A 23,848-nucleotide genomic window follows, 5' to 3' on the forward strand; every position below is an offset into this window, starting at 1 on the left:
TTAGGGATGAAAGCATCATGAAATGAGTGGTATTTACCACTTGTCGTAAATACCACTAATCATTAATTAGGTGGTAAACCAAAGTCTTCAGGGCCATAAAGACCTGCTGGCATTTTGCCATTTAAGAAATCAATCTGCTCTTGACTCAGGGATTGATTAAATAAACGAGCTGTTTTGGTAATAGTTCTACCCGCCTCATCCATGTATTTGCCGTCGGTGTAAATCCGCATTTCGCGAGTTTCGCCGATCGCAACTTTACTTCGATATTTTTCGGCAACCCATCCAAGGGGAAAATAGCCGATGTTTTTGGTACTGTCGGGATACCTCATATCGATCGCCAACTCCATTCGCGCGGCTTGTTTGCCACTGGCAGGTTTCATCCGCTGGACAATGCGAATGAGTACATTCTGCCCAGTCCATTCACCTCGGCTCCAGACATTGGGTTCTTGTTTGTGGACGTTAAAAACGTTGAAATAGGGCAGAGTATCAGGATTCTCTTGCAACTCAGTCACAATCTCCTCTCGAAATAGGTTAAACACGAGCGCTCCGGTGCTCAGCTCTCCGGCTCCGGTATGAACAGCGCGCCAGTAAGCAGCCGCCCAGGATTTGTCGGTATAGGGTTGACTGTTAGCATCTGCAAATTGTTCAAGAGCTGACTCTTTGAGAGCTTGATATTTGGCAGAAACTTCACGAATTTTGGTAGTGTCACCATCGTTTTGCTCTTTCCAGGCGATCGCACCTTGCATTTCTCTGGCATATCCTTTGCGCTGTTCAAACGCAAAATCGAGCTGTTCTTGGGCTACATCAACTCCCTCAAACAGTGCATTATGAAACGAGTTGATGTCGATGTTGGTTTCTAACTGAGCTGGTCGCCAGTAGGTGTTAACCACTCTGACCAGCCGGGAGATGGTATCGATCGCATCATCCGCAACGGCACAGGGTCGGCTTAGGTAAACATCCTTTTCTTTAAAGTCTTTGAGCCACGGAATTTTACCTGCATCACCGAGACTGTTGAGGTAATTGGTCACCGCTTGCAAACCCTTGTCATTGTTGGGATATGCCGACTTGAGCGAGTCTACGGCGATTTGAAGTTCCTGACTGAGAAAGTCAATGATTGCCATTTCTTTGGGAGCTGTTTGCATCCCGCCGGGGGGAATTATCAGCACTATCCCTTCAGCACCCGCACCTCTGGCGCGACCGAGAAGTGAAGCCACAATCCCGGTGCTGTCGTTCATCGAATTGATGGCGACCTGTTGCAAAGTTCCCGGTAGTGCCATTTTGGGGAGTTTCTTGACTGATGGAGGTTTGTTGAAGTTGGCGATCGCATTCCTTAAGTTGGGATACTCCTTGGATGCGATGAGCTGAACAAAGTCCCCGTCAAAGTCTCTCCCCAAATTCAGCATGAGTTTTGTCGAGGCTGCCATCAATCCTGAACCTTTGGCATAGGTTCCCTCATGACGGTTGATCCACAGTTGACAGTCTCCCCAGTGGCGCATGGGATTGCAAAATACGATGTACTCGCCGGGAGCCATGCCAGGTGCACAAAATACTTTTTCCTTAAAAGTCGTTACGTTGTTAGCGTCCGTAGTTTCGTATTTTTGGAAATATTCGTCAGGCTGGGACATCAGTGACCAGAAACGAACTCCGGCTGCTTTTGCTAAATTGAGCCAAACGGCACGAAGCCTTTCAGCTACTTTCCCGGTGATGTAGGGATGCAGTAACAATCTCCCTTTTATGTCATATTTAATAATCTCCATCGCCGTGTTGACATACTCTGCCTCTGACTGAATGGATTCGCCTTGTTCGCGCTCTTGCGCTGCTTCTACTTGATGGATTCTCAACTCTTTAGCCAAGGCTTGAATAGAATTAGTAGCTGCTGCTAGCTTTTCACATTTAGCTCGAAGTCGGCTGATAATTTTGTCTTGTTCCAGAGTTTCAAACTTAAACCATTGAAATAGCATCCAGCCTGCTTTTGCTGTGCGCTTTTCCGCCTCAAATACCAGCCCACAAAGCAGTTTTTCTCTGTAGTTTCCGAGGGCGGGTTTGTTGCCTTTGAGTGAACTCCAAGGAATGACCAGATCATAGCCAGAGCCATCTAGTGCGGGATTATAGGCGATCGTCCCTTTGGCTACCCATTTTTTAAATGCAGCTATCCTAAACTGAATAGGAATATCAGCATCAATTTCATCAGGATTAAATTCGACTGTTCCCGCGCCGAGTAATTGCATAAATTCTCTGGAAGCTTTTCCGTGACTGTCTCCGCTGTTCCAGTGCCGTTTATTTATTGGGTCATCTTGCGGATTTCCATTTGCATCTCTGGCTGTATCATCAACTATGATGTAACTGAATTCTCGCCCAATTAAATGCTTGCATCCTGTGTGAAGAATACTGCCGTAAATAATTCGTTTCCATTGTTCCGTTGTTTTGGTTCCATAGTATTCTTTCCCAATAGGAGCCAAATTGAATGTGAATCTGCCGTGGTTGCGGGAGTTGCTAGCTAAATCCAGTTGATATCGATCGGTTTTGTTCGCTATAAATGGATTTAGCAAAGCTGCATTTTTGGTATTTTCTGGAATTTCACCAATACAAAATCTATCTTTGCCAACATCTTTATGCAACCCTGAAAGCAGAGTATTTCGCAAAGTTACCTTGGGAGTATTTGACCATTGTTTGGCAATGCAATCCCACACAGACAAAACAGCAACAGTTGATATTTTTGCCAGTGTTTTATCTGCGCCGTACCAGTCGTATTTGAGGTCATATTCTGTTGGCATATTTGATTAAATGAAGTCCATAAAGTTCAGCCTACCTGTTGCTATTCGAGCAACTTTGTCGGCTCCTAATAATGCTACAATCGCTTCTTGTCCAGTGACTTGAATCGGGTTATCAGGATTAGTTAAATTATAACAAACAGCATACTGATTTTTAGCATCTATCCCCAGTCCGACAATTTGGCTCATACTAAGTCGAGCAGTGTCTCGCATCTCTTTAGCTGAGGCTTTGAATTTGTCCAATATTTCGATCGCATTAGTGTCGTACATGGAAGCTACCATCAAATTAAATCGGTTAGGATTGTCGGTTAAATCTCCAAAGATGTAAAGAGTTTTCGACAATGCAGTTTTGTTTCGCATGGCTAAAATAATGATGATTGAGACAATTAAAATCGGAGCTGCCATTCCCAACAAAAACATCCACGCAGTAACATTCATATTCGTCGTACCAAAAACAGTCATCAACAGAGCTTCGTTAGCTTTTAAAGCCGAAGCAGCAAAGAATCTTAGTGCTTCAGCTCCAGAACTTCCTGAAACTTTGAGTACGATCGAAGTTACACAATGAGTAAGAGCTGAAATTAAACTGGCTGGTATTCCAATCAGATTCATACAATTGGTCAAAAACCAGCTTGCTATGCTAGAGATTATGCCTGCTGTAATCCCTACAGTCGCCAAAGCACCGCCAACAGCTACGATCGGCGCTACTACTGGGACAATTATCAAAGCGCTTGCATTGACCGGGACACTTCGGATTGACAAGATTCGATCCTTGTAAATTGAGTTTATATCGTAGTTGCTATGAGCTATTACTGTACCTGTACCTGTACCTGTACCTGTACCTGTACCTGTCGTAGAACGTACAATTTTGGGAGAAGGGATAGGTGCATCACCCATAGCAACCAAGCTTTTAGCAACTTGGTTGTATTTAGCTCGTGTTCTACGTCGATCGTTTAATTTTAGTCGCTCATCTTGCAATTCTTGGTAATATTTATCCCTTAATCTTCTAGCTTCTTCTTGCATTTGAAGCTTTTTCTGATTAATTGATGACCAAGCGGAATCCATAGCATAATCAATTTTTATCCCTGTCTTTGACAGTTCTGGTAGATTTAGGTTGTTGTTGAAGGCATTTATAACATCACCGTAAATACCTCTTTCTGTGCTTGTCGAAGTTAGTACAGAGAGTGCTTTCTCACCGGCACCAGCTAAATTATCATAAACTTTGCTGTTGTAAGCCCTGTTTATACCGTGGGATGTCTCAAGAAAAGCAGTTCCACATTGACCTATCAGCATAGGAAATGCTGTTACATTTTGTGATGATTCAAGCCAACCCAAAACAGCTTTGCCCGTTGGATGAGCCAATAATGCTTGAGTTAGTGGCTGTTCCATTAGCCATTGCTGGGGAGCCTCTGTTATCTTTTTGACTTCAGTGACTCCTGTTAGTGATTGGAAGTTTGCCCAGACATCGGCGATGGCATTGGTAGGCATAGTAAGGGGGGTTGTTCTAGATATTTATTATAAATATTGTAATTCAAACTCCACACTTAATGCCTACCAATTTCACCTACTTTTAAGCATTAGACTTCTTTAAACTTTCCTCTTTAGCAAGTTGATCGCACTCACTCAACTCAGGAGTTGAATTCCGCGACAGCCACAGCCATGTTACCTCATGAACTTTTGCTAACTTATCAAGTTCTTCCCACAAATCCTGGTTGGCGTTACGCTTCCAATTTTTACTCATCGTGTTGACAACATAGGTTGAATCCGAAAAAAGTGTAACTTTGCAAGGTTTCTTGAGAGCTTTCAAAGCTTCGATTGCTGCTGTTAATTCCATGCGATTGTTAGTAGTGGTTGTGTCAGATTTACCACTAATCGCTTTTTTGTTTGACTTACCAGGAATTGTGAGAATTGCAGCCCAGCCACCTGGTCCTGGATTTCCTGAGCAAGCGCCATCACAATGGATGTTTACAGAAGGCTTTAACTTCTTAGTTGTATCTTGAGTTAAGTTAATCATTGAGTTAGAATGTAGAAGAATCAAAACCTGACAGCGAAGCGGTATTGCAGATAATTATTTGCTATAATATAACAAAGAATTTAGAAAATTAATATGTCTGAACATACCGATTTGTTAATAGAATGTTTGCAGTTAGAGGCTGAAAATAGACGACTGAATCAGCAACTAGAACAGATGAAGAATCTGACAGTCGAAATGTTTACTGAATTTAAACATCATCGACCAAACGGAACTCTGACTGAACAAAGTAGAGAATTCATCCAACTGAATGGTGGCGGAACTCTCTACTTTGTTTAATATGTCGATCGCAATGGGAAATCCTACATATCAACGGAAGGATTTACACCAGAGGGTGATATAGCTCCTAAGCTTTTCTATTTTGGGTTTGCGGTGTTTTTTCTGGTAGAAGAGCTGACTCGACAAGGATTTAGTTGTTTGCCGAACAGGTTTTCAAAGTTGTTCGATCGGAATCCCAAGTTTTACCACTATGTCGTCAAGGAATTCCAACGGGTTCTATCAATTTAAGTAACTCATGTCGAAGTCACTGCTGTGGTTAGCACGAAAATAGTGTTTCAGAAGCTGTGAGTTCAGTCGAGAAAGTTTTCTCTGCATCAGCAAAAAGTTGATCAACTTGTAACTGAGACAGATAAAATTCACTGGGATTGTTTTCATTCAAAAAATCGGCAATAAAAGCAGCAATAAGATAGACATTACTGATGATTATATTTTCAGTATTTTCTATTCTCAAAGCTTCCATCTCAGAAAGACCGATCGCATACATACCATGAGGGTAATCAGGATAATCTAAATGGTTGCATTCCCGGTGGTAGATTTTCCACTTTTGGGTAACAGGAGGCTTAATAGGTTCAAAGGATATGCCTTCGGGTAGCTGTTTGTCATTTATGGAACCACCCTCCATCAGCCTCCTGTTACCCAAAATGAGAATTGCACCATTTATGGGTTTATATTCAGCATCATCTGATGAATAATCACCATAAGTCGCAACTAACTGATGGATGAAAGCCTGGGTAATAGCGTCGTTGGTTTGTGAATTGCTGGCTTTAAAAGTTTCTAAAAGCTCTACGCCATTAACAACTATTTTCCAGGCATCTATAACTTTGGCATGAGCTGAGATTAGCCGAAATGTTCTTTCTCTTCCTCGATCAATTTCTAAATAAACAGCGTGAGCATCGCTATGCAATGACTTACTCACGAAACACCGCAAATTGAGTTTTCTACCATAACTCATATCCAGAAACAGTTTGTGTTTTTGTTTCTGCTTTTGTTTGTTTTTGATTTTGTTTTTGATTTTGTTTTTCCTAGTCATAATTTTGTTAAGTTACAATTTAAGAAAAAATTACTTATGAACGATCGTACCATTAAACAATATTTTGAAAAACGCATTATCTCTAATGTCGATAAACTAAAATTTCTTCAACCCCAACGCTTCGGCTTCGCTCAGCGCACCGCTTGCTGACCGATTGCCTTCATGGATTGTCCATCCGTTCTCAAGCTAAGGATGTGCTCTCTGAGAGCTTTTATTTCGTCAACTGTAGCTTGCGGGCGCGTAGCGCATCGAGTGGGTTCGACTTGCTAAGGCTGCAATTTCCATGCTCTGATACTGCGCTCTACCTGTGCTGCTATCTGAGAATAAGACAGCCCTTGACGGTACAAACGGATTTGCTTTTCTACATTGCTCATCTCTTTATAAGAATTACTAATATTAATGCAAGGAAGCAAGAAACTGGAGACGCATTAAGGGAACTGTAGCTTGTGGAACACAGATTGATAAGCCAGCTAAAGTTACTGCTTGTCGTCTTCCAGGCGTTCTACGCTTTAATCCGGGACTGACTGGTGGCGGATTCATTCTCCACCAGTTGTCATAATGCACTCCAGCCAAGTATTCGGGAACCCTAGCATCCAAAGACACAGTTCTGGATTCAGTTTCCGATCGCGCTCCAATCTCCCTTGCAATTTCAATGTGAGTTCCAAGACATTCTGACCAGCAGATCCACCCTTCCCGCGACTTAAGGGCAAGGTTGTCGGCGTAGGCAATGATAAAAACTCTTTGCCTCTCGTGAGGCGCACCGAGCTCCGACGCGCTGATAACTTCAACTTCTGTTTGATAACCAGCCAGTCGAAGTCCGGCAGTAGCTGTTCGTAATCCTCGATCGATAAATCCTTTAGGCTGTTCGATAACCACAAACGTTGGGCTACCGATGATAATGCAGCGCAAGGCTTCAAACCATAATCCTGATTCGTTGCCTGCGAGTCCTTCTTTTTTTCCGGCTGCGGATGTATTTGTGCAAGGGAACGAGCAGAAGAAAACATCGGCTTTGTGTGGGGTTGGATTATATGATCGCACGTCTGAGTGAATTGGGATTTCTGGAAAGTGCGATCGTAATACTTTCTGAGCCTGTGGATTAATTTCGATGAGTTCGATCGTCCGAAACTTCACTTGAGAAATTGGATTAACTAAACTGCTGGCTAGTTCCCAGGCTCCTATTCCAGCAAAGAAATCGACACATTTTAATTCCATGCTACTTTTTCTTTCCAGCTTTTGCAGCGATCGTAATTGTGCTACATAACTCATCATATTCTTCTTATCTAAAATTAAGAAAAAGATATCTTAATTATAACACTTACAATTGGTAGCAAGAAAGTAATTTGAAAGTTTATCGATGAGGGCGCTACGCGATAAAAAAGTGATCTGAAGTTTATCAGCTTAGTTTTTTAGTTTGAGGCAAAATTATGTTTTACGAAACTCCTGAAATCAAAGGCGAAATCCGCAATCTTAAGCAGCAATATTCTGAAAAGTTGCGACAAACAGTATTTACTTACGAAATTTTTCTGGACGGCATTGAAGTATTTCGCGAGACTGAAATGTGGGATGTAAGCGATCGCCCCGCAGCAGTACAAAAAGCTTTGCTGATAGGTAACATACTGAAAGAGAAAGAATTAGCCCGCCGTGAATTAGCAGCAGTAGGTAATGCAATTTACGTAAAATTCAGCACTGATATAACTGCATCAGCAAAACGCAGTGGTCATATTGGGTATTATGGTATTTTTCGCAAGGGAAAACCATATTGCATTTGCAGTAGCGAAAACTACACAAAAGAAGAAGCCTTAGCAGCAATGAATCGAATAGTAGCGAAAAACTGCCGAGACGACTTAAGTTACAAGTTTGGCTTCACTCATTTTGACTAAGGAAAAGCCTCATATCTCATATCCTGCTTGGGGATATGAGATATGAGGCTATCTTTTACTTGACTAATAAACCAACTAATAAAACCATGACCAAAATAGTAATGATTTCAGGAAGTCGGTCAATTTCTAGATTACCATCCGCAGCAATAGAATCTCTCGACCGCATCATTGAATTAGAACTTCCCGTGATCATCGGTGATGCAGCAGGAATTGACAGTCTGGTTCAGCAGTATTTGCGTTCCAAAAACTATCAAAAAGTTACAGTTTACTTTGCTTTGTGGAACGGCAACGGGAAGCCAAGAAACACAACGGGGTATAAAACTGTAGAAATTCCAGGCAGTTATGTCGATCGAGACAAAATGATGTGTTCAGTTTGCGATTACGGTTTGGCTCTCTGGGATGGCAACAGTCGCGGAACCAAAGACAATATTGATCGAACTGAAGGCAAAACTAAAATCATCCGAATTTGAGGTAGTTGAAGTTTTGGGTGAGGTGTGCTTCGCAATGGGGGAGTGTTGTTTCTCCCTCGTAATTGCCATGACTATTACCGTAAAAAAGTTTGACTTCGATAAATTTAACACTGAGAAAGTTAAGTTTGCGATCGATATTGACCACGAAGTTTTCAATGTATCAGAAGGTCTAAAGGATCGCTATGACCAACTAGATAATTCTCCACTTTGGCGAGGTAAGTTTTCTGTTGAGGAGTATCGGCAACTACTCTGGGCAGAAATCCAGAAGCATTTACCGAGATATTTTAGCAAAGGACTAAAAGGTTTCTATGAGCCTTATTTAGTTTCTGATTCAAATATCTTTCGATCGATTATGCAATTAGCTGAAGTTTACCGAGATAAAGGTAGATTAAAGCTGATTTATATTTCCGATCGTTCCCATGCTGAACTTATTGCCAGATGCGTTGATTATTTGGCAAATCAGATATATAGCAAGTCTATTTGAGTCATGAATGTAGAATAACCTGAAACGCTTGTGATGATTGAATCGATTGTTTACAAATCAAATGGTTTTGCTATAGCAATTACGTTAGCCTAGAAACTCAGTATTTCTAGGCTAACGTAGTTTGTTGGTTAAGTGCTTCGCAATCAGGAAACGACTAACAAAACACTACTTTTAATATCAACGATAATCATGTCAGAAATTCACATCAATCCAATGAGCCTTTTTCCTTATGATGTCAACAGACGGGAGGGAACCTACTTTGAGCGAAACGGCAAGCGAGTTGAGGTTGAGGATGACATTCTCAAAAATCATTACTGCGTTAGTTATGAAGGGAAAGAATTTGCGTTATCTACTTGGTCAAGAAAGCAGAGTAAGGGATTAATTAACATAGCAACGTTCTTTGAGGGTAAAACAGCCCAAGAAAAACGTCAGATTCTGTGGAATCAATTTGAAACCCGAACAATTAATAGACGCATTATTCGTTTCTGTGAAAGAGTTAGAAATGAGCCTCTATTTCTTTGGTATGTGAGTTCGTATGACTTACCTACTGCTCAATTCATCAAAAAATTCTTGGAATGGTATTGGTCAGAATACCCAATAATTAACAGTTAAAAACTGCTATACTCTAACTAACTTAGTTAGAATATAGGCTCATGTTTACAACACAATCTCCTGAAAAACCAGCAATCAAAGTAACAGACATAGCCCCAAATTATGAAGTGAATTATAAAACTGGGTACATTGGATTTCTCAACAAAGGAACAGATTTAACATCTCTGGGAATTGCTTACTTCACGGGTTGGGATACGATCAGTGACATTCATGTAACTCATACTCTGATTGTCACTGGTGAAGATGAATGTATAGAAGCAGACAAGGTAAATAACACAGTCAAAGTTTGCACCTTAAGCAAATACTTCAATGACCCTAACTGTCAAATCTTCTTCCGTAAACCAATATTTTTCAACGATGCGGTAGGTTATGCGATCGCACACAAAGCCAGTCTGGAAGTCGGCAAACAATACGATTTCGGCGCAATCTTAACCCAAGGACTCTCAGGCAGTTTCCCTGGGCGGATGCTCGATCGATTGCTGACCGGAAAGTTGGAGGAACTGTTAAGCAATTTACTTAATCATCCTGATAAATGGATATGCAGCGAACTGGTTGCTTATGCTTTGGATGAGCAGCCACTTTACCGAGATAAAGGCATCCTCAAACGTCCTAACTCTACCATCAGCCCTCAAGAACTTTTCCAGGATACTGAAATCTTTGCTCCCTGGAAAAAATCTGAACCCTCAGAAACAAAAACAGTAACAGAAACGGTAACAGAAACAAAAGCAGAAACAGAAACAGATTCAGAAACAGACCTAATCTGTAAGTAAGAGTAGCTGAGGTTAACCGTAAAAACGCTTTGCGGTAAGGACATGAGTTCTTCCGCAGCGAGTTTTGACATGACTTTAGTTAGTCAGACGGGAATCCCCACACTATATTGCTTCGATTAGTGTGGGATGAGAGGCGCGTGAATCGAGGATTCCACATTTTCATGTCCTCGCCAGCATAGCGGGCGAGCAATGAAGGTGTGGATGACGAGATGAACAAATCTTTATTTACCAACATCGTTACTTGACATAATTATTAAATTACTGCTTGACACAATATAGTTTTTTCTGGTATTTTTATTGTCAGCAAATGCGTAAAGGTCGTAGCGCAATGAAAGTAACATATCAGTATCAGTTCTATCCCAACACCATTCAAAAGTTAAGCCTAAATCATTGGTTGAGAATTTGTCGCTATTGCTACAACAGGCAGCTAGGCGATCGATTTGATTGGTGGGAGAGTAACCGGACTGCTATAAATGCTTGCCCATTAGTTGCTAGCATCTCTACGCCCCTCGCGAAGCCTAACTACTATTCCCAAAAACAACAATTACCAGTCATCAAAAAAGACCTAGTAAAAGTCTTTCACAGTGGCGAACTATTGGACTTCAAGCAGGTAGATTCAACTATTCTGCAAGATGTTTCTAAGCGAGTAGATAAAGCCTTTGAGCGGTTTATAGTAGGGGACAGTAAAGGCGGGCGATCGGGTAAGCCCCGATTCAAGACTGAAGCGGATTACCGGACGATGACTTTTTCTACGGCTAATAACGACTGGATTAAGCTGGTTCGCAAGAATTGGTTTTATATCCGATTGCCGAAGTTGGGTGTCATAAAAGTTCGGATGCACCGCCCAATCCCCGATGGATTCACTATTAAGCAAATTAGTGTAACTAGAAAGGCTGACGGTTGGTTCATCCAGATAATGCTTGAAGACGCTTCAGTACCCCAGTTTATTCCTGATAAAGTTACCCCAAACTGGGATAACTCAATTGGGTTGGATGCGGTGCTACATGAAGATGTCTATTTAGCAACATCGTCAGGGGAAAAGCTACCTTCGTTGAAACCGCTTCGCAAAAACCAAGCTAAGTTAGACCAGATATCAAGGAAGCGGAACAAACGGAAGCGCGGTTCTAAAGCCCGACGAAAACTAGCCAAAAAAGAAGCGAGACAGCACCAAAAAATAGCGCGTTCTCGCCAAGATTTCCACTACAAAACAGCTCACAGACTTGTCAGGTCTGGAGCTAAATTCTTTTTTCATGAGGACTTAAACTTAAAAGGCTTAACAAAACGGAATAAAGTTAAGCAAGATAATAAGGGTACTTACCTCCCAAACGGTCAATCAGCTAAATCAGGACTAAATAAGTCTTGGCTGGATGCTGCGTTCGGTCAGTTTTTTAAGACGCTGGAATACATAGCCGAAAAAGCTGGGTCAGCCGTCGTTCCGCAAAAACCTGCTTATACCTCAATGCTTTTGTGCTATCGGAATGAAATTGTTTTCACCGATTGCGGGATGCGAAGCTATTGGGATGAGCAACATTCTTTAATGGTCGATCGTGATATTAATGCCGCGATTAATTTAAAGAGACTTGGGTTGGGCATTTTCCCAAGGATAAAACGCCGTAGCGGGAATCTTTCTATAGTAGGAACTATAGATGATAGTACCGCGAAGGAAATTTTGCACACCCTTCATCGGGCTGCAAAGATGCCCACGTCATAGCTGTACTCAGCTTGACGTGGGAGTATGTCACTTACAGTTACAGCAACAGGAAAGAAGCTAGTCACCCCAATTTCCCGTCCAGACCAGTCTGAATTTGATTTGCCAGTTAGCCAGAATTTAGTTTGGCGAGGCGGTGTCTATGTTTGCGTGGATGGTAGGAAGGAATATCACTTCTCTTGCCAACTCCCGCTGTGTGTCAACGGCGATGTCATCCAGGTTGGTAGCCTCTATTTGACTGTCTGTGGGGTAGTTACAGTTAAGTCGATCGTTCCTTCAGCAACAATTGCTCAATATTTTGAGTATATTGTGGAAACAGAACAAGGAACTGAAGAAAAACTTCTGTCCTGGGAAATCGACAGCCGTGATGAAAGTTAGTATTTTCTGGTAACTTCTAACTCGGAAACAGGAACCGCATAGCCAAAGGTTTCTGTTTCCCAATGCTCATGTAACGGTCATGTAACGGTCATGTAACGGTCATGTGCGCGCTATGCACAGATACAGGTACAGACTATGTACGTGAGTTAAATTCAAAAAAGAGAAATGAAAATACTTCGTTTGGGGGATTTGATGTTATTCCCCAAACGAAATGGAAAACTTATCCCTGTTTGACTGGATTGTGAAAAACAATTTCCCGGAAGCAGATTTCTGGTTGATTAATAAAGGTAGCAAACATAAGTTAGGGGAACCAGTGAAGGAATTTCAGCCTTATCTCACAGGCATCAAATGTCCAGTGTTAGTTTTGCCAGATTACGCTTTCTATATGTGCCTGCACCTGTACCAGCAAGGATTGTGGCAACAGTATTCGCAAGGTTCAATCAATCTTCAGCATCTTCGCCTCAAGAATGTCAAAGAGGTGTTTCAATCGATAGGTAATCAGCACAGGATTCAACATCAAGCTCGTTTCAAGTCGTTTGTTCCATCTCCTGTGCCTGTCACTTCAGTAGAAAGAGAAGAGGTCTATGCTTCGCTGTAAAGTGATGCTGAAATAACAAGATTACTGAAATGGAAAGAATTAATTTCGGTGGAATTCAAGCTGAGGTGTTGGCGTTGTCTCCGCACCACGGCTGTTTTATTTTCCGATTATCCGATCGGATCGCTATCAAAGGCATTTACACAAGCCGATTTACTTGGGATGAAACAACGGACAATCTCGCAGGTTTTCTATCAGAGCGGTTTGTCTTGTATGTAGGGACACATACCTACAACGAAGCTGAACTTATCAAAGACACAATCACCAAAGCTGGCGGAACTCCGAATGAGGATGTCTGTTTTTCCAAATTTGTTCGTGGCTATCCCTATCAAGTGAGAGCGATCGGGCTTTCTCCTGAGTATCTTATTCAAACTCTACAGCATTTTCCTCATCCTGCTTAGCTACAAAAACATTAACAATCCTAGAAACAATCCTAGAAACAATCCTAGAAACAATCCTAGAAACAATCACAGAAACTGTTTCCAAGGTTTGTTAATGTTTTGCTTCGCTTTGAAGTGTTGAGTTATTTACTAGAAACTTAATCATGAACAAAATCAATTTCGCAGGTGTTGAAGGTGAAGTTATTGAAACCTCGCCGCACGGAAGTTACGTTGTAGTAAAATTGAGCGATCGAATCACGATTGTCGGCACAACCAATAATCAATTCAATTGGGAAAAAATGCCGGATGCTGCATCAGGATTTGAATCCTTCATTACGTACATAGGGATTCGATCGAAAACTGAGGCTACTACATATCTAAACTTAGTAGCTACAGTTGGCGGGTACACACTCAAGAAAGAAGCTGAACCCAGAAAAGCCAAGCGGATTAAAGATTTCCCGTTTGAAATTAAAGTACGTGGCTTAACTCCTGAGTTTGTTGCTGAAGTAATTCGTTGCAAGAAAAACTAGCTAAGTAGCGTTAGCGTTAGCCCTGCGAAGGAGGATCGTAATTTTCTCTTCATTTCTCCTCAGTATTTGAAGAGAAACTTACACAATCCTGTTCATTAACACACAAAAAAATCAAATGACTGACAAAATAGTTTACGACTTAATTCAACGATTTGAAATTGTTGATGGTGTACCTCATTTGCTTTCTACCCAAATTAACAACATTGAAGGCGGAACAAGTTTGTTTTCAATCGCAGAGTATTGGGTGGGAAAGAATACGAAATTATTGCCTTTCAATAAACAGCAATACGTTGGCTACAAAAATAAGGGTGATAAAAGATACCAACTGGTACTAACTCCTCGATCGACTTTTGTTCAAGTATCATTTCCGTCTTCCCGTTTAAGCGGTAAAGTCCAATTTGAAACAGAACCAGATACGCTATTTCCTTACGCACTAAGGATGGCGATCGATAACAAAGACAGTCTCATTCAGCTTTTAGAAGATATTTTCCCGCGCAAGTAACAGGAGAACAGAAACATGATGCAACTAGATACACAAACTGAACAGAAAACCCTACGCCTACGTGATGCGTTCCGTGTGCTCGCATGGGAGGTGTTTGATACAAATCCTCAGATTCGTGAAGATTTAAACCAGCGTTACACCAGATTCTACAGTCGCTGGAGACAGAGTAAGATTCGATCGATGAATTTGAGTCAACTTACTCAATTAGCAACAGAAAGAGGTTTCTCAGTCGAAGGATTGTTGTTTTATTGAGAATGCTACTACTCGATTGCACAACCTTATCCATCAGAAACTTTTGCTGATGATTAACCATTAACTTAAATAGATGATGGCGAGTTTATCTTTCCATCATCATCAAATTTTCAGAGCAAGCTTACCCAGAAAATTATCGGTGAGGGCGCTTCGCGATAGAGAGTTGAGGTAGGTTATCTATCTTTTCCATAATCCATTACACCAAAGGAATTTCATCATGGCTATTACTTTTCTTTCCAAAACTGCTAAAAAGCGTAGTTTGTTGATTGATGCACTCAGAATTCTCGCATGGGAAGAGTACAAAGCTACTAACAAAGAAGAACTCAAGGATCTCGAATATGGCGGTTATGCGATATTCGATGCAGAGTGGAAAGTTGAAGACATTCATGACAAAACTTACGAAGAACTTCTTGCTTTTGCCAAAAGTCTAGAGTTTTCCGAAGCAGAATTGTTGGGCATTCGATCGAAATACTATGCCAATAAAACTACGGCTGCTGCTGGGAAATCCAACAGAACATCAAATGGCAATAGTAATGGCAATGGTAATGTCAGCAACGTCAATGGCAATGCTTATTCTCAACAACAAGAGTACGATGTTGAAGATGTGTTTTAGCCTGAATTAGCTCATATTGATGGTGGAGAGTTTGTACTTTCCATCATCAATCTATCAATCTATCGAACGAAAGAGAAGAACCTACAGGAGATTATCTGTTAGGGTCGCTTCGCGATAAGGAGGTGAGTGAAATATTGTCATTAGGAGCCTATCATGGAAAAGATGAAGAAAGTTATCCCAAATCTGTCTGAATTAAAAGAGTATTTGAGAGGTTTAGTTGGCGAAATGGAATATAGCCATAGTAGCTTAACCAAGAAAAGGTTAGAACTTTGGCTATTTAACAAAGTCCATCTTGGCAACGGACAAGTCAGCCTTGGGTTTTATGACGAAAGGTTGTATCAGCTTTGCCAAAGACTTTATCCAGGCTGTGATATAGGTTTGTTGACTTATCATGGCAACAAAAGAGGTGGCAGTAGTGGATTGATTGCCGATCATCGAGATCATGGGTATGGTAGACCGATCGCAGTTTCCCTAAATATTGGCATTGCAGAGTTTGTCGTTGATGGCAAAAGCTGTGTGTTAGATGATGGTGAAATTGTGAAGTTTAATTGTAAGCAAATCCATTCTGTCCCTCGCATTATGAGTGAGGAAAGATTTAGTTTAGTTTTGTGGCAATTAAATCAAGCGAAAGGTTATCGATCGAAAATGATTGAGTCGATCGAATGGTAGAATAAGAGTTAAATATTTTGGAGTAATCCAGAATATTTAACTCTTATTTCCTAATTTGTTAAAGAAAAAAGCAACCGCAAAGTTAACCATTTTGTAGGGCTTCGCCATAAGGGATTGATTTAGAAATTTTGTTTGTGTACTTTACCTAGAGGCTTATTATGGCTATTACAATCTTGACTAAATCTGAGAAAGAAGCGGCTAACTTGCGGGATGCTGTTCGTATCATGGCTTGGTCACAATTCAAGGCTGACAATGATACCGAACTCAAAGGTTTAGATTTGTACGAGCTTTTCAAAGTTGAATGGTTAGAGTACAAAATCCATTCAATGCTACTGCCGGAAATTCTGGAATTCGTCAAACAGTTTGGATATTCAACTGAAGAATTGATGCAAATTCGTACTGAATATTATGCAAATAAGAAAGAATATGCCAATAAAAATGATGAATTTTAAGTCTCATTTCGATCGAACTTAAATATAGAAAAGCCTCAGTGTCTGTAATGGATGCTGGGGCTTTTTGAAGAATTAAGAGAAAGAGCAATTGAAGTTTGTTGGTGAGGGCGCTTCGCGATAAGAGAGTGAGCTGTAAATACAGTTCACTGTCGTTATTCAGGTATTTCTCATGGCTAATTTAGTTGAATCTTTGGTATCGATTGTAATTGCTGGTGAATTAGCAGCAGTAGCAATTTTGGGTGGAACAGCATTGATAGGTTATGCAAAAGTTACAGCAGCTCATGTTCAGTTAATTCAAACAGCGAAACAAAGTAGGGTAGTCCTGCATAGCAAGGAAAATCCAGGGTTTTAATTGATAGATAAACTGGCGTTATACTCATGAATAAAATACCAAATAGCCCCAATATGATTGGAGAGTTTTTTGGAGAATGAAAGAGTTTTTCTCACCAATCTAGATATTCTTTGTCTCATCGTATTATTAAATCTTTCTATATAGTTTGTCAGACCAGTCTCCTTTCCTACTGCCTTGTATCTTTTTTTAGGAAAAACTGTTCCATAGGCGCTCCAAAAGTCTGTATAACTTACGGCACATTGACGATAAACAGGTGGCAAAGAATCCCATAATCCTTGAGCGCCAGCTTGATCTCTTTTGCCAATATATACTCCTACAATTTCTTTGGTTGATGCATCAATTGCCAGCCAAATCCACTGCTTGTTATCCTTATTGCCTACAAATGACCACATTTCATCACATTGAATTATTAGCTTCCCTTTCTTTTTTGACTTCACTTCTACTTCTCTTTTTACAGATCCTAATTTTTTATTAACATAGTATTGCAACCACCGTTCCGAAACCCCAGTCGCCCTCACAATCCCAGCCAGAGATATCTTTTCTAATAAAAGTCGATCTATCAACTCTTTTGTTCCTGATGAAATCGGTTGATGTCTGGGAGTCATGACGAATTGTCTTCCACAATCTCGACATTTAAAATTTTGCTTCCCGGAGCGAGTGCGACCATTTTTCAATATGTATTCAGAGTTACACTTGGGACAGTTCATAAGCTAAAATTTAATGTAGGTTATAAAGAATAAAATTATAACACATTTTCCTTGCTATGCAGGACTACCCAAAGTAGATATGACGCAATCGTAAATTATGGCGAAGTTAGAAGTGTAGCCATCTATACAGGTGATAAGCCAGCAATTGCTGAATGTTTGAGCGGAATTTGTAGAGCGAAAATCCCTTTGCCCAGCGGGTTAACCATAAAATCAACCTTTAGAGGTATTGATGCAAAAGTTGCAGGTAAAGCAGGTAGCAATGTAGCAACGTTGATTAGTTGGAATAGTGAAACCAATAGCGGAATTGGTGGCAGTTATGGCCAGCATGGAACGATTGTGTTTAGCCACCCCTGGACAAGAAAGAAATTTTGTTTAGTTAGAGGCGGAGTTCATGGCAATCTGGGCGAAGTTGTGATTAAGCAAGATAATGAGTGTAAATAGCAAAGCCAAAGTAGAAAATCTCTAACACCCGCTAGAGATTTTTTTTTAGATCCACACAAAGATTTGCCATTACCCAAAAATTATGCTGCACCTCAAAAACTATTTTTCTGTTTCTGAACAACACAATCTCGTTGAACTTACTCGAAATATAGCCAGAGCCAACGGCGGGATGACAATTCCGGTGATGCCGTCTGGTCTGAAATTCAACTGTAGCCAAACCAGTTGCGGGATTGTTGGCTGGCTATCCGATCGAAAAGGCTATCGTTATTCACCCATCAATCCAGTAAATAATCAGCCATTCGCAGCACTGCCAACAGAGTTGATAGAAATTGCTCAAAGTTTAGCCAAATTAGTTGATGAACCTAATTATCAACCTGAAACCTGCTTAATCAACTTTTACCCAGCCACCGCTAAAAGTAAGTTGGGTTTGCATCAAGATAATACCGAGCGCAACCTCAAACCCTGCATTATTTCAATATCTCTCGGTGATGATTGCAGTTTTGTCATCGGTAGTAACCGCAGTCGCAAAGATCCAGTCGAAGGCATCCTCTTACGATCGGGCGATGTCGTTATTCTTCACGGTGACAGCCGTTTAGCCTATCACGGAGTCCAAAGAATCCTACCAAAAACCTCCAATTTACTCAAGAATAACGGCAGATTAAACTTGACCATTCGCCAAGTTTATTAGCCAAAAAATAACACAAAAATAAGTAATGCTTCGCCATGAATTGTTAATTTTTTTCAGAGAAACAACTCATGGCAGCAAGCAATATTCCTGCTTTACAACAACGAGTCAATCGAAGTCTTAACCGCGAGACTCAATACAATTTTGATGAATTGTTTGATGTAAAAGAATACAACACAGCAATGATTACTGGACATCGCTGGTTCGATTACAACATTCCGATCGATAAACTTATCACAATGGCAGTGAATCAAGGTGTGACTAAATTCTACTGTGGAATGGCACTCGGCACTGACCAAGTTGCAGCAGAGATTTTGGTTCACCGTAAACTCAAATGGACAGCCGTGATTCCTTGCGCTGATCAACATCTTCTCTGGAAACCTCGTCAGCAAAGTCATTACAAAAAGTTGCTGGAGCAAGCAACTGATCAAGTCTGCCTTTACAAGAATTACAGTCCAGGTGTCATGCAGGCTCGGAATTTGTGGATGGTGAAACGATCGGACATTTGCCTAGCAGTTTTCTCCGGTGATCCTCACGGTGTTGGTGGTGGAACTGCTTTAACTTTCAAGATGGCGCGTGCTCGTAATCTCCTCATTTATCAGTACATCCCTGCTGAATCTCGGTTCGTGGTTGTCGAACCCGCTTATCAACAGTTAAGTCTGTTCTAGCTGTTTTTCATCGTATCCCCCTCCCACCAGGGGGACATCTGACCAACCAAAAACTCAACCAGAAACTTAACCAAAAACTCAACCAGAAACTCAACATGAAGAAAAAAGTAGTCATGACCCATATTCATGCTCGAATCACAAAACTAGCGAAGGGTGCGATCGAACGTGGAGACATTATCAGTTGCGATCGCATCTCCGACAGTTCTTACTTAATCAAGCGTTCTGTTCCTGATACAAATGACGGCAAACCACAAACCACGAAATATACTACCGTTGCTGCTGCTAGTCTTCTTTATCTGCTAAACTCTTTGGCTCAATCTCAAGCTCAAGATCAAGATCAAGCTCAGATTTAAGCCCAGTAACAGAAATTCAGAATCAACATTGTTCCCGGTAGCATTACTGTTACTGGGAATTTGAATAGCAAAGTTTCTCGTAAAGGTGCTTCGCAATGAGGAAGTGTTGTTTTACTTTACCGAGAATTATTTATGTTGATTAAAAAGACTGAAATCGAAGATTACCGCTCCCTTGAATGGAATACTGAACCCGAATGGGCAATCCCACTCCCAGAATACAATATCAATGGCTACGTCGTTTCTAGACATTATGTACCAGACGAAGCTCCCGTAATTCCTACTGGCTGGATTTACGAGTTTAATGACGGTCGATTTATGTCTGAGGCGCAAATCGATCGTATTAAATGGTAAGGCATCCCAGAAACAAAAATAGAAACAAAAACAGAAATGCTTCGCTGTAAGGGAGTGTTCTGTTTTTTTTTTGAATGAAAGGATTTACCGATCGATATGAAAAGCGTCAAACTTGGTCAGAAGAAGATATGGACTATCTTTTAATAACTGAAAAGATATTCGATGTTGACGCGATCGTAGAAACGCTTAAATTTCGCTGCATCTGTGACTGTCAGATGTACGACGATTCTGATGTCAAGTTAGCGTTTGTGCATTGGTTTAAAGCCAAACTCGAACACATGAGCAACGATATTTACAACGTTGTTGAAGCTGACGATGAGGTTTTCCGAATTAATTTGCCTTCCCTCTGAGCAAGCGAAGAACTTAAAACAAAAGTACCCTTCGTGAAGGCTTCGCCGAGGGGTACTGATTCCTACTCTATTACTCTGTCAAAGGTAACAAATATGTCAATTCCATCTTTTCCTACTTTAGCACAAACTGTTCAACAATTGGCAATCAATTCTAATCTTGATTGTGAAACTGTTGAAACTTTCATTCCTGAAAAAACAGCAGACCAGATGCTCCTTGAAGCGATCGGCAAACTTATCAATCTGGATGAAATCGTCGATCGGCTTCAGGCATTGGATTGTCAGCAGTGCAGTTTATTCACGCCTGATCAAGTTAAGTTTGCCTTCCTGAAATGGCTTGAAAATCATCTTGAGTCGATCGAAATGCAGCCTGAATGGTTCATTAACAAGGATTTCAAGCATTTCGATCGACATCTGCCGTTTGATGACTTACAAGAAGCAACAGACTTGAGAGAGTACGACGTTGATTGTATCCATCAAGAACTTGCTGATGCTCATGAAGCTGGATTATTCGATAATTCAACGCTTGAAGATGAGTTTACTGGAACTCCGCAACAAGCAGCACTAAACGCTCTTAGTTGGTAGAAAACCAGCTCAGACACACAGAAAAAACACACAGAAAAGCGGTTAGCGTAGGACTAACCGCTTTTAGATTCAGTTCAGGTATTTCCACCCAACAATTCTACCATGAAACACCTCAAAAGACTTGCTGAAATTCGCAATCAGATTGAAAGATTAAAAGTTGAAGCTGATGCGATCGAACCTGATGCTATTCTTGAAGGTTTCGACATTATTGAATCCAACAACTCTCGCAAAAACGTTGTCTATAACGACGACAATGCCAAAATAGTTATCCAGCTACGAACTCGCTACGATGACAAAAACCTTAGTGTCGTTCGGTTAGATGAGGATATCAGCCGTGAATACGAGAAAGTCTGTCGATCGAACCCAACTGAAATCGATCGCAGCCAAAGTTACATTGATGATTTGCAACAACTTCTTACAGAAGCAGAAACAAAACATGAAGCGCTTCTCACTTCTCCGTACTTGGAAATGTTACGGAAACAGCGGGCGATTGCTATCAAGAAAACTGAGCATAAAGTGCCAGGATTAGCGGTTCATGTTCACTACTTAAAGCCTTAAAATAAATCTAAAGCCAAGGTAGTGCTTCGCTGAAATATAGTGAGTTTCTTTTACTTTTTAGTGAAAGAAACTCAACCTGAAACAAAACCTGAAACAAAACCAAAAACTCAGCCACAAACTAAACCAAAAACGAAAATGGAAAACCCAATAATCGTAGACGGATTTGCTTTTCGCATTCCTACAATCCCCAGCCGTTACAGAGCTAACTGTAGCCGTGAATTCGGAATGTTTGTCACTGGCGATACCAAAGGAATGAACAGCAGTAAAGCCGAGAAAGCTGGACTGACCCGTGGTGAATTTGTTGAGATGGCTATTTGCGCGATCGGACAGAAAACTCTCACTTTCAAACCTCACTACGAAAATGAGCAATTCACCGAAATCTGGGGCATTCCAGTAGCCGGGGGAATGAAAACTCACTTTCATGAAAAATGTTCTGAGTTAAGTACCTTTCTCATCCATCGTCAATCTCAGGACAAAATGAAAGGCTTAGTCGAATGTTTTGGGCGAGAGGCATTCAATTCTTGGGTTGCTGAAGGTATGCAAGGCGATCACAGTCAATATGCACTCAACAAAGCATCAGACGCTTATTTCGCAAACATTTTCCGATTCGAGATGGTACAAAGTGAAGGCAATTATGGCCCTTACTACTACTTAGCCATCACCACTCGTCCGATCGGAAATCCTTTTGAAGAGGCTGCCGTAAAAGCTGCTCGTATGATCTTTGAAGACGAGAAAAATGGTATCCGTCATTGCAGCGATCCTCGACTGATTGAGAATCAGGCAATGTGCTTAGGTTCTGCTTCTGATTCAGGTTTAGCTCTTGCAGCGGGTAAGGGCGCTGAAGTTGTTGAATCTGAACAACAACCTGTGAAGCAACTTAAAGGCAAATAATCCAACATTCAGGGGAGTAATCCTCTGAATTTCTGTTCAGTTCGATCGTCCTTATTTATGGCGATCGAACTGACTCGACTATCCACTCAATTCAATCTCTGTCAAAGAAAGGTAATCTGATGCTGAAAACAATCAAAGTAACTAGCGCCACAGGTAATGAACAGCACATTATTAAGTTGTTCAAGGAATATGTAATAGATTTTCTCAAAAAAGCTGTTGCCGAAGAAAACGGTCAACGGTTTTTACCTCAATTTTACAATTCTGACTGGCAATGGGTAACAGATTCCTCTCCCGCTGAATTACTGGAAACAGTGTCTTGGGCATGGCACAGTCGATGCGCTTCGCGCCCGCAAGCTACGAACAGCGATGGAGCCGATGGAGATTGCACTATCTACCTCAAGTCTGATCAACCAATCCGAAGTCACACATCAGAAAAGTTACTTGAAGGTAATGCCGTCTACAACGTGGATGTCACCATAATTAGCTAATTCTCTGCTTTTTCTATATACACATACGCACATTAATTAGCGCAAGCGATACGCGCTTAATTAATGTGCGATAACCCTCAAAAAACTGAAAAAAACACATGAGCAATATTCAATGGTGCGACATCACGGTCAACCCAATCCATTTAGTAAAAGCTGACGGCAAACATGGCGGACACTGGTGCCATAAAATCAGTCCAGGATGTACTCATTGTTATGCCGAAGCAATGAATCTAAGCAATTACTTCATCTTTGCCAGTGGTTTAGCCTACACAGGTCAAGTCCCCGAAAACTTGGTTTTCTCAGAAATCATCATGTCAAAATTGGTGAAAATGAAAAAAGGTGAAAGAGTTTTCGCCTTCTCCATGACTGACTGCTTTGGGGATTGGGTCAGTGTTGATTGGCTAGATTTAGCTTTTGCTTATATGGTGATAGCGTCTCAGCACACCTTCCAAATTCTCACAAAACGCCCGGAGCGGATGCCGGACTATTTTCGATCGGCACAGGAACCAATCAGAAAACACGTAGAGGATTTGAGACGAAAATTCAAGCTACCGCAGTCAGAGTTTGTCTGGCCGATTCCAAATCTGTGGATAGGTACCACGGTGGAGAATCAAGAATCTACCAAAAGAATTATTCATGTGTTGGAAACACCAGCAGCAGTCAGATTTCTAAGCTGTGAGCCTTTACTAGAATTGGTAAGCATTAAGAAGGAATGGCTAGATTTGATCGATCAAGTAATTATTGGGGGTGAATCCGGGCCCGGTGCGCGCCCCTGTCAACTTGATTGGATTCGATTCATGGTCAATCAATGTCAAAGAGCGTCTGATGTGGCAATCTTTGTCAAACAACTTGGCTCTAATCCCATTCAGACTGCTTGCTATATCAAAGGAGTAGCAACTACTTACCAAAAGTTGAAGCTCAAAGATAAGAAAGGTGGATCGATCGATGAATTTCCTGAAGATTTAAGAATTCGCCAGTTTCCTGTCCCGCAAAAGCGCTTCGCGATAAGACAGTGAAG

General features: G+C 41.1%; 34 protein-coding genes. 28 read left to right on the top strand and 6 right to left on the bottom strand.

Annotation, left to right across the window (positions count from 1 at the left end):
- Nucleotides 1-62: 62 nt before the first annotated feature.
- From QUA58_RS13880 to QUA58_RS13890, 3 genes are all read right to left on the bottom strand, one after another.
- Nucleotides 63-2,774 (bottom strand): hypothetical protein, encoded by a 2,712-nt coding sequence (locus tag QUA58_RS13880; RefSeq protein WP_333394526.1) that lies wholly within the window; start codon nucleotides 2,772-2,774, stop codon nucleotides 63-65.
- Between the two features lie 6 nt (nucleotides 2,775-2,780).
- Nucleotides 2,781-4,256: a hypothetical protein gene (locus tag QUA58_RS13885; RefSeq protein WP_333394527.1), complete on the bottom strand. Its 1,476-nt coding sequence runs from the start codon at nucleotides 4,254-4,256 to the stop codon at nucleotides 2,781-2,783.
- An 82-nt stretch (nucleotides 4,257-4,338) separates the two neighbouring features.
- Nucleotides 4,339-4,782: an RNase H family protein gene (locus tag QUA58_RS13890; protein ID WP_333394528.1), complete on the bottom strand. Its 444-nt coding sequence runs from the start codon at nucleotides 4,780-4,782 to the stop codon at nucleotides 4,339-4,341.
- A 93-nt stretch (nucleotides 4,783-4,875) separates the two neighbouring features.
- Between QUA58_RS13890 and QUA58_RS13895 the strand changes: the two genes are divergently transcribed.
- On the top strand, nucleotides 4,876-5,079 hold the full coding sequence (locus tag QUA58_RS13895; protein ID WP_333394529.1) for a hypothetical protein: 204 nt from the start codon (nucleotides 4,876-4,878) through the stop codon (nucleotides 5,077-5,079).
- Between the two features lie 256 nt (nucleotides 5,080-5,335).
- On the opposite strand, the gene QUA58_RS13900 is transcribed toward QUA58_RS13895, so the two are convergent.
- Both QUA58_RS13900 and QUA58_RS13905 read right to left on the bottom strand, forming a co-directional pair.
- On the bottom strand, nucleotides 5,336-6,109 hold the full coding sequence (locus QUA58_RS13900) for a hypothetical protein (protein WP_333394530.1): 774 nt from the start codon (nucleotides 6,107-6,109) through the stop codon (nucleotides 5,336-5,338).
- 396 nt (nucleotides 6,110-6,505) lie between these two features.
- Nucleotides 6,506-7,378, bottom strand: a complete 873-nt coding sequence (locus tag QUA58_RS13905; protein ID WP_333394531.1) for a DNA cytosine methyltransferase — start codon at nucleotides 7,376-7,378, stop codon at nucleotides 6,506-6,508.
- Nucleotides 7,379-7,533: 155 nt separating this feature from the next.
- Here QUA58_RS13905 and QUA58_RS13910 point away from each other — a divergent pair, with 155 nt between their 5' ends.
- The 16 genes from QUA58_RS13910 (at nucleotide 7,534) to QUA58_RS13985 (ending at nucleotide 16,756) form a co-directional block, all read left to right on the top strand.
- The gene (locus QUA58_RS13910; protein ID WP_333394532.1) at nucleotides 7,534-7,989 is read left to right on the top strand and encodes a hypothetical protein; all 456 of its coding nucleotides are present in this window, start codon (nucleotides 7,534-7,536) and stop codon (nucleotides 7,987-7,989) included.
- Between the two features lie 86 nt (nucleotides 7,990-8,075).
- Complete coding sequence (locus tag QUA58_RS13915) at nucleotides 8,076-8,459, top strand: hypothetical protein (RefSeq protein ID WP_333394533.1); 384 nt, start codon at nucleotides 8,076-8,078, stop codon at nucleotides 8,457-8,459.
- A 67-nt stretch (nucleotides 8,460-8,526) separates the two neighbouring features.
- Nucleotides 8,527-8,943 (top strand): hypothetical protein, encoded by a 417-nt coding sequence (locus tag QUA58_RS13920; protein ID WP_333394534.1) that lies wholly within the window; start codon nucleotides 8,527-8,529, stop codon nucleotides 8,941-8,943.
- Nucleotides 8,944-9,132: 189 nt separating this feature from the next.
- Complete coding sequence (locus QUA58_RS13925; RefSeq protein WP_333394535.1) at nucleotides 9,133-9,555, top strand: hypothetical protein; 423 nt, start codon at nucleotides 9,133-9,135, stop codon at nucleotides 9,553-9,555.
- Between the two features lie 41 nt (nucleotides 9,556-9,596).
- Nucleotides 9,597-10,325, top strand: coding sequence for a hypothetical protein (locus QUA58_RS13930; RefSeq protein WP_333394536.1), 729 nt, complete (start codon nucleotides 9,597-9,599; stop codon nucleotides 10,323-10,325).
- A 328-nt stretch (nucleotides 10,326-10,653) separates the two neighbouring features.
- Nucleotides 10,654-12,036 (top strand): transposase, encoded by a 1,383-nt coding sequence (locus QUA58_RS13935; RefSeq protein WP_333394537.1) that lies wholly within the window; start codon nucleotides 10,654-10,656, stop codon nucleotides 12,034-12,036.
- Between the two features lie 24 nt (nucleotides 12,037-12,060).
- Nucleotides 12,061-12,411: a hypothetical protein gene (locus QUA58_RS13940; RefSeq protein ID WP_333394538.1), complete on the top strand. Its 351-nt coding sequence runs from the start codon at nucleotides 12,061-12,063 to the stop codon at nucleotides 12,409-12,411.
- A 211-nt stretch (nucleotides 12,412-12,622) separates the two neighbouring features.
- On the top strand, nucleotides 12,623-13,009 hold the full coding sequence (locus tag QUA58_RS13945; RefSeq protein ID WP_333394539.1) for a hypothetical protein: 387 nt from the start codon (nucleotides 12,623-12,625) through the stop codon (nucleotides 13,007-13,009).
- 29 nt (nucleotides 13,010-13,038) lie between these two features.
- Nucleotides 13,039-13,407: a hypothetical protein gene (locus QUA58_RS13950; RefSeq protein ID WP_333394540.1), complete on the top strand. Its 369-nt coding sequence runs from the start codon at nucleotides 13,039-13,041 to the stop codon at nucleotides 13,405-13,407.
- 143 nt (nucleotides 13,408-13,550) lie between these two features.
- A complete protein-coding gene (locus QUA58_RS13955; RefSeq protein WP_333394541.1) occupies nucleotides 13,551-13,916 on the top strand; it encodes a hypothetical protein in 366 nt (121 codons plus the stop codon).
- Between the two features lie 115 nt (nucleotides 13,917-14,031).
- Nucleotides 14,032-14,418 carry a hypothetical protein gene (locus tag QUA58_RS13960; protein ID WP_333394542.1) on the top strand — a complete coding sequence of 129 codons (387 nt, stop codon included), beginning with the start codon at nucleotides 14,032-14,034 and terminating at the stop codon, nucleotides 14,416-14,418.
- Nucleotides 14,419-14,433: 15 nt separating this feature from the next.
- A complete protein-coding gene (locus QUA58_RS13965; RefSeq protein ID WP_333394543.1) occupies nucleotides 14,434-14,670 on the top strand; it encodes a hypothetical protein in 237 nt (78 codons plus the stop codon).
- A gap of 217 nt (nucleotides 14,671-14,887) precedes the next feature.
- On the top strand, nucleotides 14,888-15,283 hold the full coding sequence (locus tag QUA58_RS13970; RefSeq protein ID WP_333394544.1) for a hypothetical protein: 396 nt from the start codon (nucleotides 14,888-14,890) through the stop codon (nucleotides 15,281-15,283).
- A gap of 162 nt (nucleotides 15,284-15,445) precedes the next feature.
- A complete protein-coding gene (locus QUA58_RS13975; protein ID WP_333394545.1) occupies nucleotides 15,446-15,952 on the top strand; it encodes a hypothetical protein in 507 nt (168 codons plus the stop codon).
- 158 nt (nucleotides 15,953-16,110) lie between these two features.
- On the top strand, nucleotides 16,111-16,404 hold the full coding sequence (locus QUA58_RS13980) for a hypothetical protein (RefSeq protein WP_333394546.1): 294 nt from the start codon (nucleotides 16,111-16,113) through the stop codon (nucleotides 16,402-16,404).
- 169 nt (nucleotides 16,405-16,573) lie between these two features.
- Nucleotides 16,574-16,756, top strand: coding sequence for a hypothetical protein (locus tag QUA58_RS13985; protein ID WP_333394547.1), 183 nt, complete (start codon nucleotides 16,574-16,576; stop codon nucleotides 16,754-16,756).
- Here QUA58_RS13985 and QUA58_RS13990 read toward each other — a convergent pair.
- Nucleotides 16,753-17,463, bottom strand: a complete 711-nt coding sequence (locus QUA58_RS13990) for an IS1 family transposase (RefSeq protein WP_333394548.1) — start codon at nucleotides 17,461-17,463, stop codon at nucleotides 16,753-16,755. The genes QUA58_RS13985 and QUA58_RS13990 overlap by 4 nt on opposite strands.
- 156 nt (nucleotides 17,464-17,619) lie before the next feature.
- On the opposite strand from QUA58_RS13990, the gene QUA58_RS13995 reads away from it, so the two are divergent.
- The 11 genes from QUA58_RS13995 to QUA58_RS14045 all read left to right on the top strand — a co-directional run bounded on the left by QUA58_RS13995 (nucleotide 17,620) and on the right by QUA58_RS14045 (nucleotide 23,846).
- Nucleotides 17,620-17,904, top strand: a complete 285-nt coding sequence (locus tag QUA58_RS13995; RefSeq protein WP_333394549.1) for a hypothetical protein — start codon at nucleotides 17,620-17,622, stop codon at nucleotides 17,902-17,904.
- Between the two features lie 82 nt (nucleotides 17,905-17,986).
- The gene (locus tag QUA58_RS14000) at nucleotides 17,987-18,592 is read left to right on the top strand and encodes an alpha-ketoglutarate-dependent dioxygenase AlkB (RefSeq protein ID WP_333394550.1); all 606 of its coding nucleotides are present in this window, start codon (nucleotides 17,987-17,989) and stop codon (nucleotides 18,590-18,592) included.
- 68 nt (nucleotides 18,593-18,660) lie between these two features.
- Complete coding sequence (locus QUA58_RS14005; protein ID WP_333394551.1) at nucleotides 18,661-19,257, top strand: SLOG family protein; 597 nt, start codon at nucleotides 18,661-18,663, stop codon at nucleotides 19,255-19,257.
- A gap of 95 nt (nucleotides 19,258-19,352) precedes the next feature.
- On the top strand, nucleotides 19,353-19,610 hold the full coding sequence (locus QUA58_RS14010) for a hypothetical protein (RefSeq protein WP_333394552.1): 258 nt from the start codon (nucleotides 19,353-19,355) through the stop codon (nucleotides 19,608-19,610).
- Nucleotides 19,611-19,742: 132 nt separating this feature from the next.
- On the top strand, nucleotides 19,743-19,961 hold the full coding sequence (locus QUA58_RS14015; RefSeq protein WP_333394553.1) for a hypothetical protein: 219 nt from the start codon (nucleotides 19,743-19,745) through the stop codon (nucleotides 19,959-19,961).
- A 74-nt stretch (nucleotides 19,962-20,035) separates the two neighbouring features.
- The gene (locus QUA58_RS14020) at nucleotides 20,036-20,311 is read left to right on the top strand and encodes a hypothetical protein (RefSeq protein WP_333394554.1); all 276 of its coding nucleotides are present in this window, start codon (nucleotides 20,036-20,038) and stop codon (nucleotides 20,309-20,311) included.
- Between the two features lie 93 nt (nucleotides 20,312-20,404).
- Nucleotides 20,405-20,893: a hypothetical protein gene (locus QUA58_RS14025; protein ID WP_333394555.1), complete on the top strand. Its 489-nt coding sequence runs from the start codon at nucleotides 20,405-20,407 to the stop codon at nucleotides 20,891-20,893.
- 102 nt (nucleotides 20,894-20,995) lie between these two features.
- A complete protein-coding gene (locus tag QUA58_RS14030; RefSeq protein ID WP_333394556.1) occupies nucleotides 20,996-21,451 on the top strand; it encodes a hypothetical protein in 456 nt (151 codons plus the stop codon).
- A gap of 60 nt (nucleotides 21,452-21,511) precedes the next feature.
- Nucleotides 21,512-22,342, top strand: a complete 831-nt coding sequence (locus QUA58_RS14035; protein WP_333394557.1) for a hypothetical protein — start codon at nucleotides 21,512-21,514, stop codon at nucleotides 22,340-22,342.
- 119 nt (nucleotides 22,343-22,461) lie between these two features.
- On the top strand, nucleotides 22,462-22,830 hold the full coding sequence (locus QUA58_RS14040) for a hypothetical protein (RefSeq protein ID WP_333394558.1): 369 nt from the start codon (nucleotides 22,462-22,464) through the stop codon (nucleotides 22,828-22,830).
- Nucleotides 22,831-22,928: 98 nt separating this feature from the next.
- Nucleotides 22,929-23,846 (top strand): DUF5131 family protein, encoded by a 918-nt coding sequence (locus QUA58_RS14045; protein WP_333394559.1) that lies wholly within the window; start codon nucleotides 22,929-22,931, stop codon nucleotides 23,844-23,846.
- Nucleotides 23,847-23,848: the final 2 nt, after the last annotated feature.

Source organism: Microcoleus sp. N9_A1, assembly GCF_036701795.1.
Taxonomy (GTDB): domain Bacteria; phylum Cyanobacteriota; class Cyanobacteriia; order Cyanobacteriales; family Microcoleaceae; genus Microcoleus.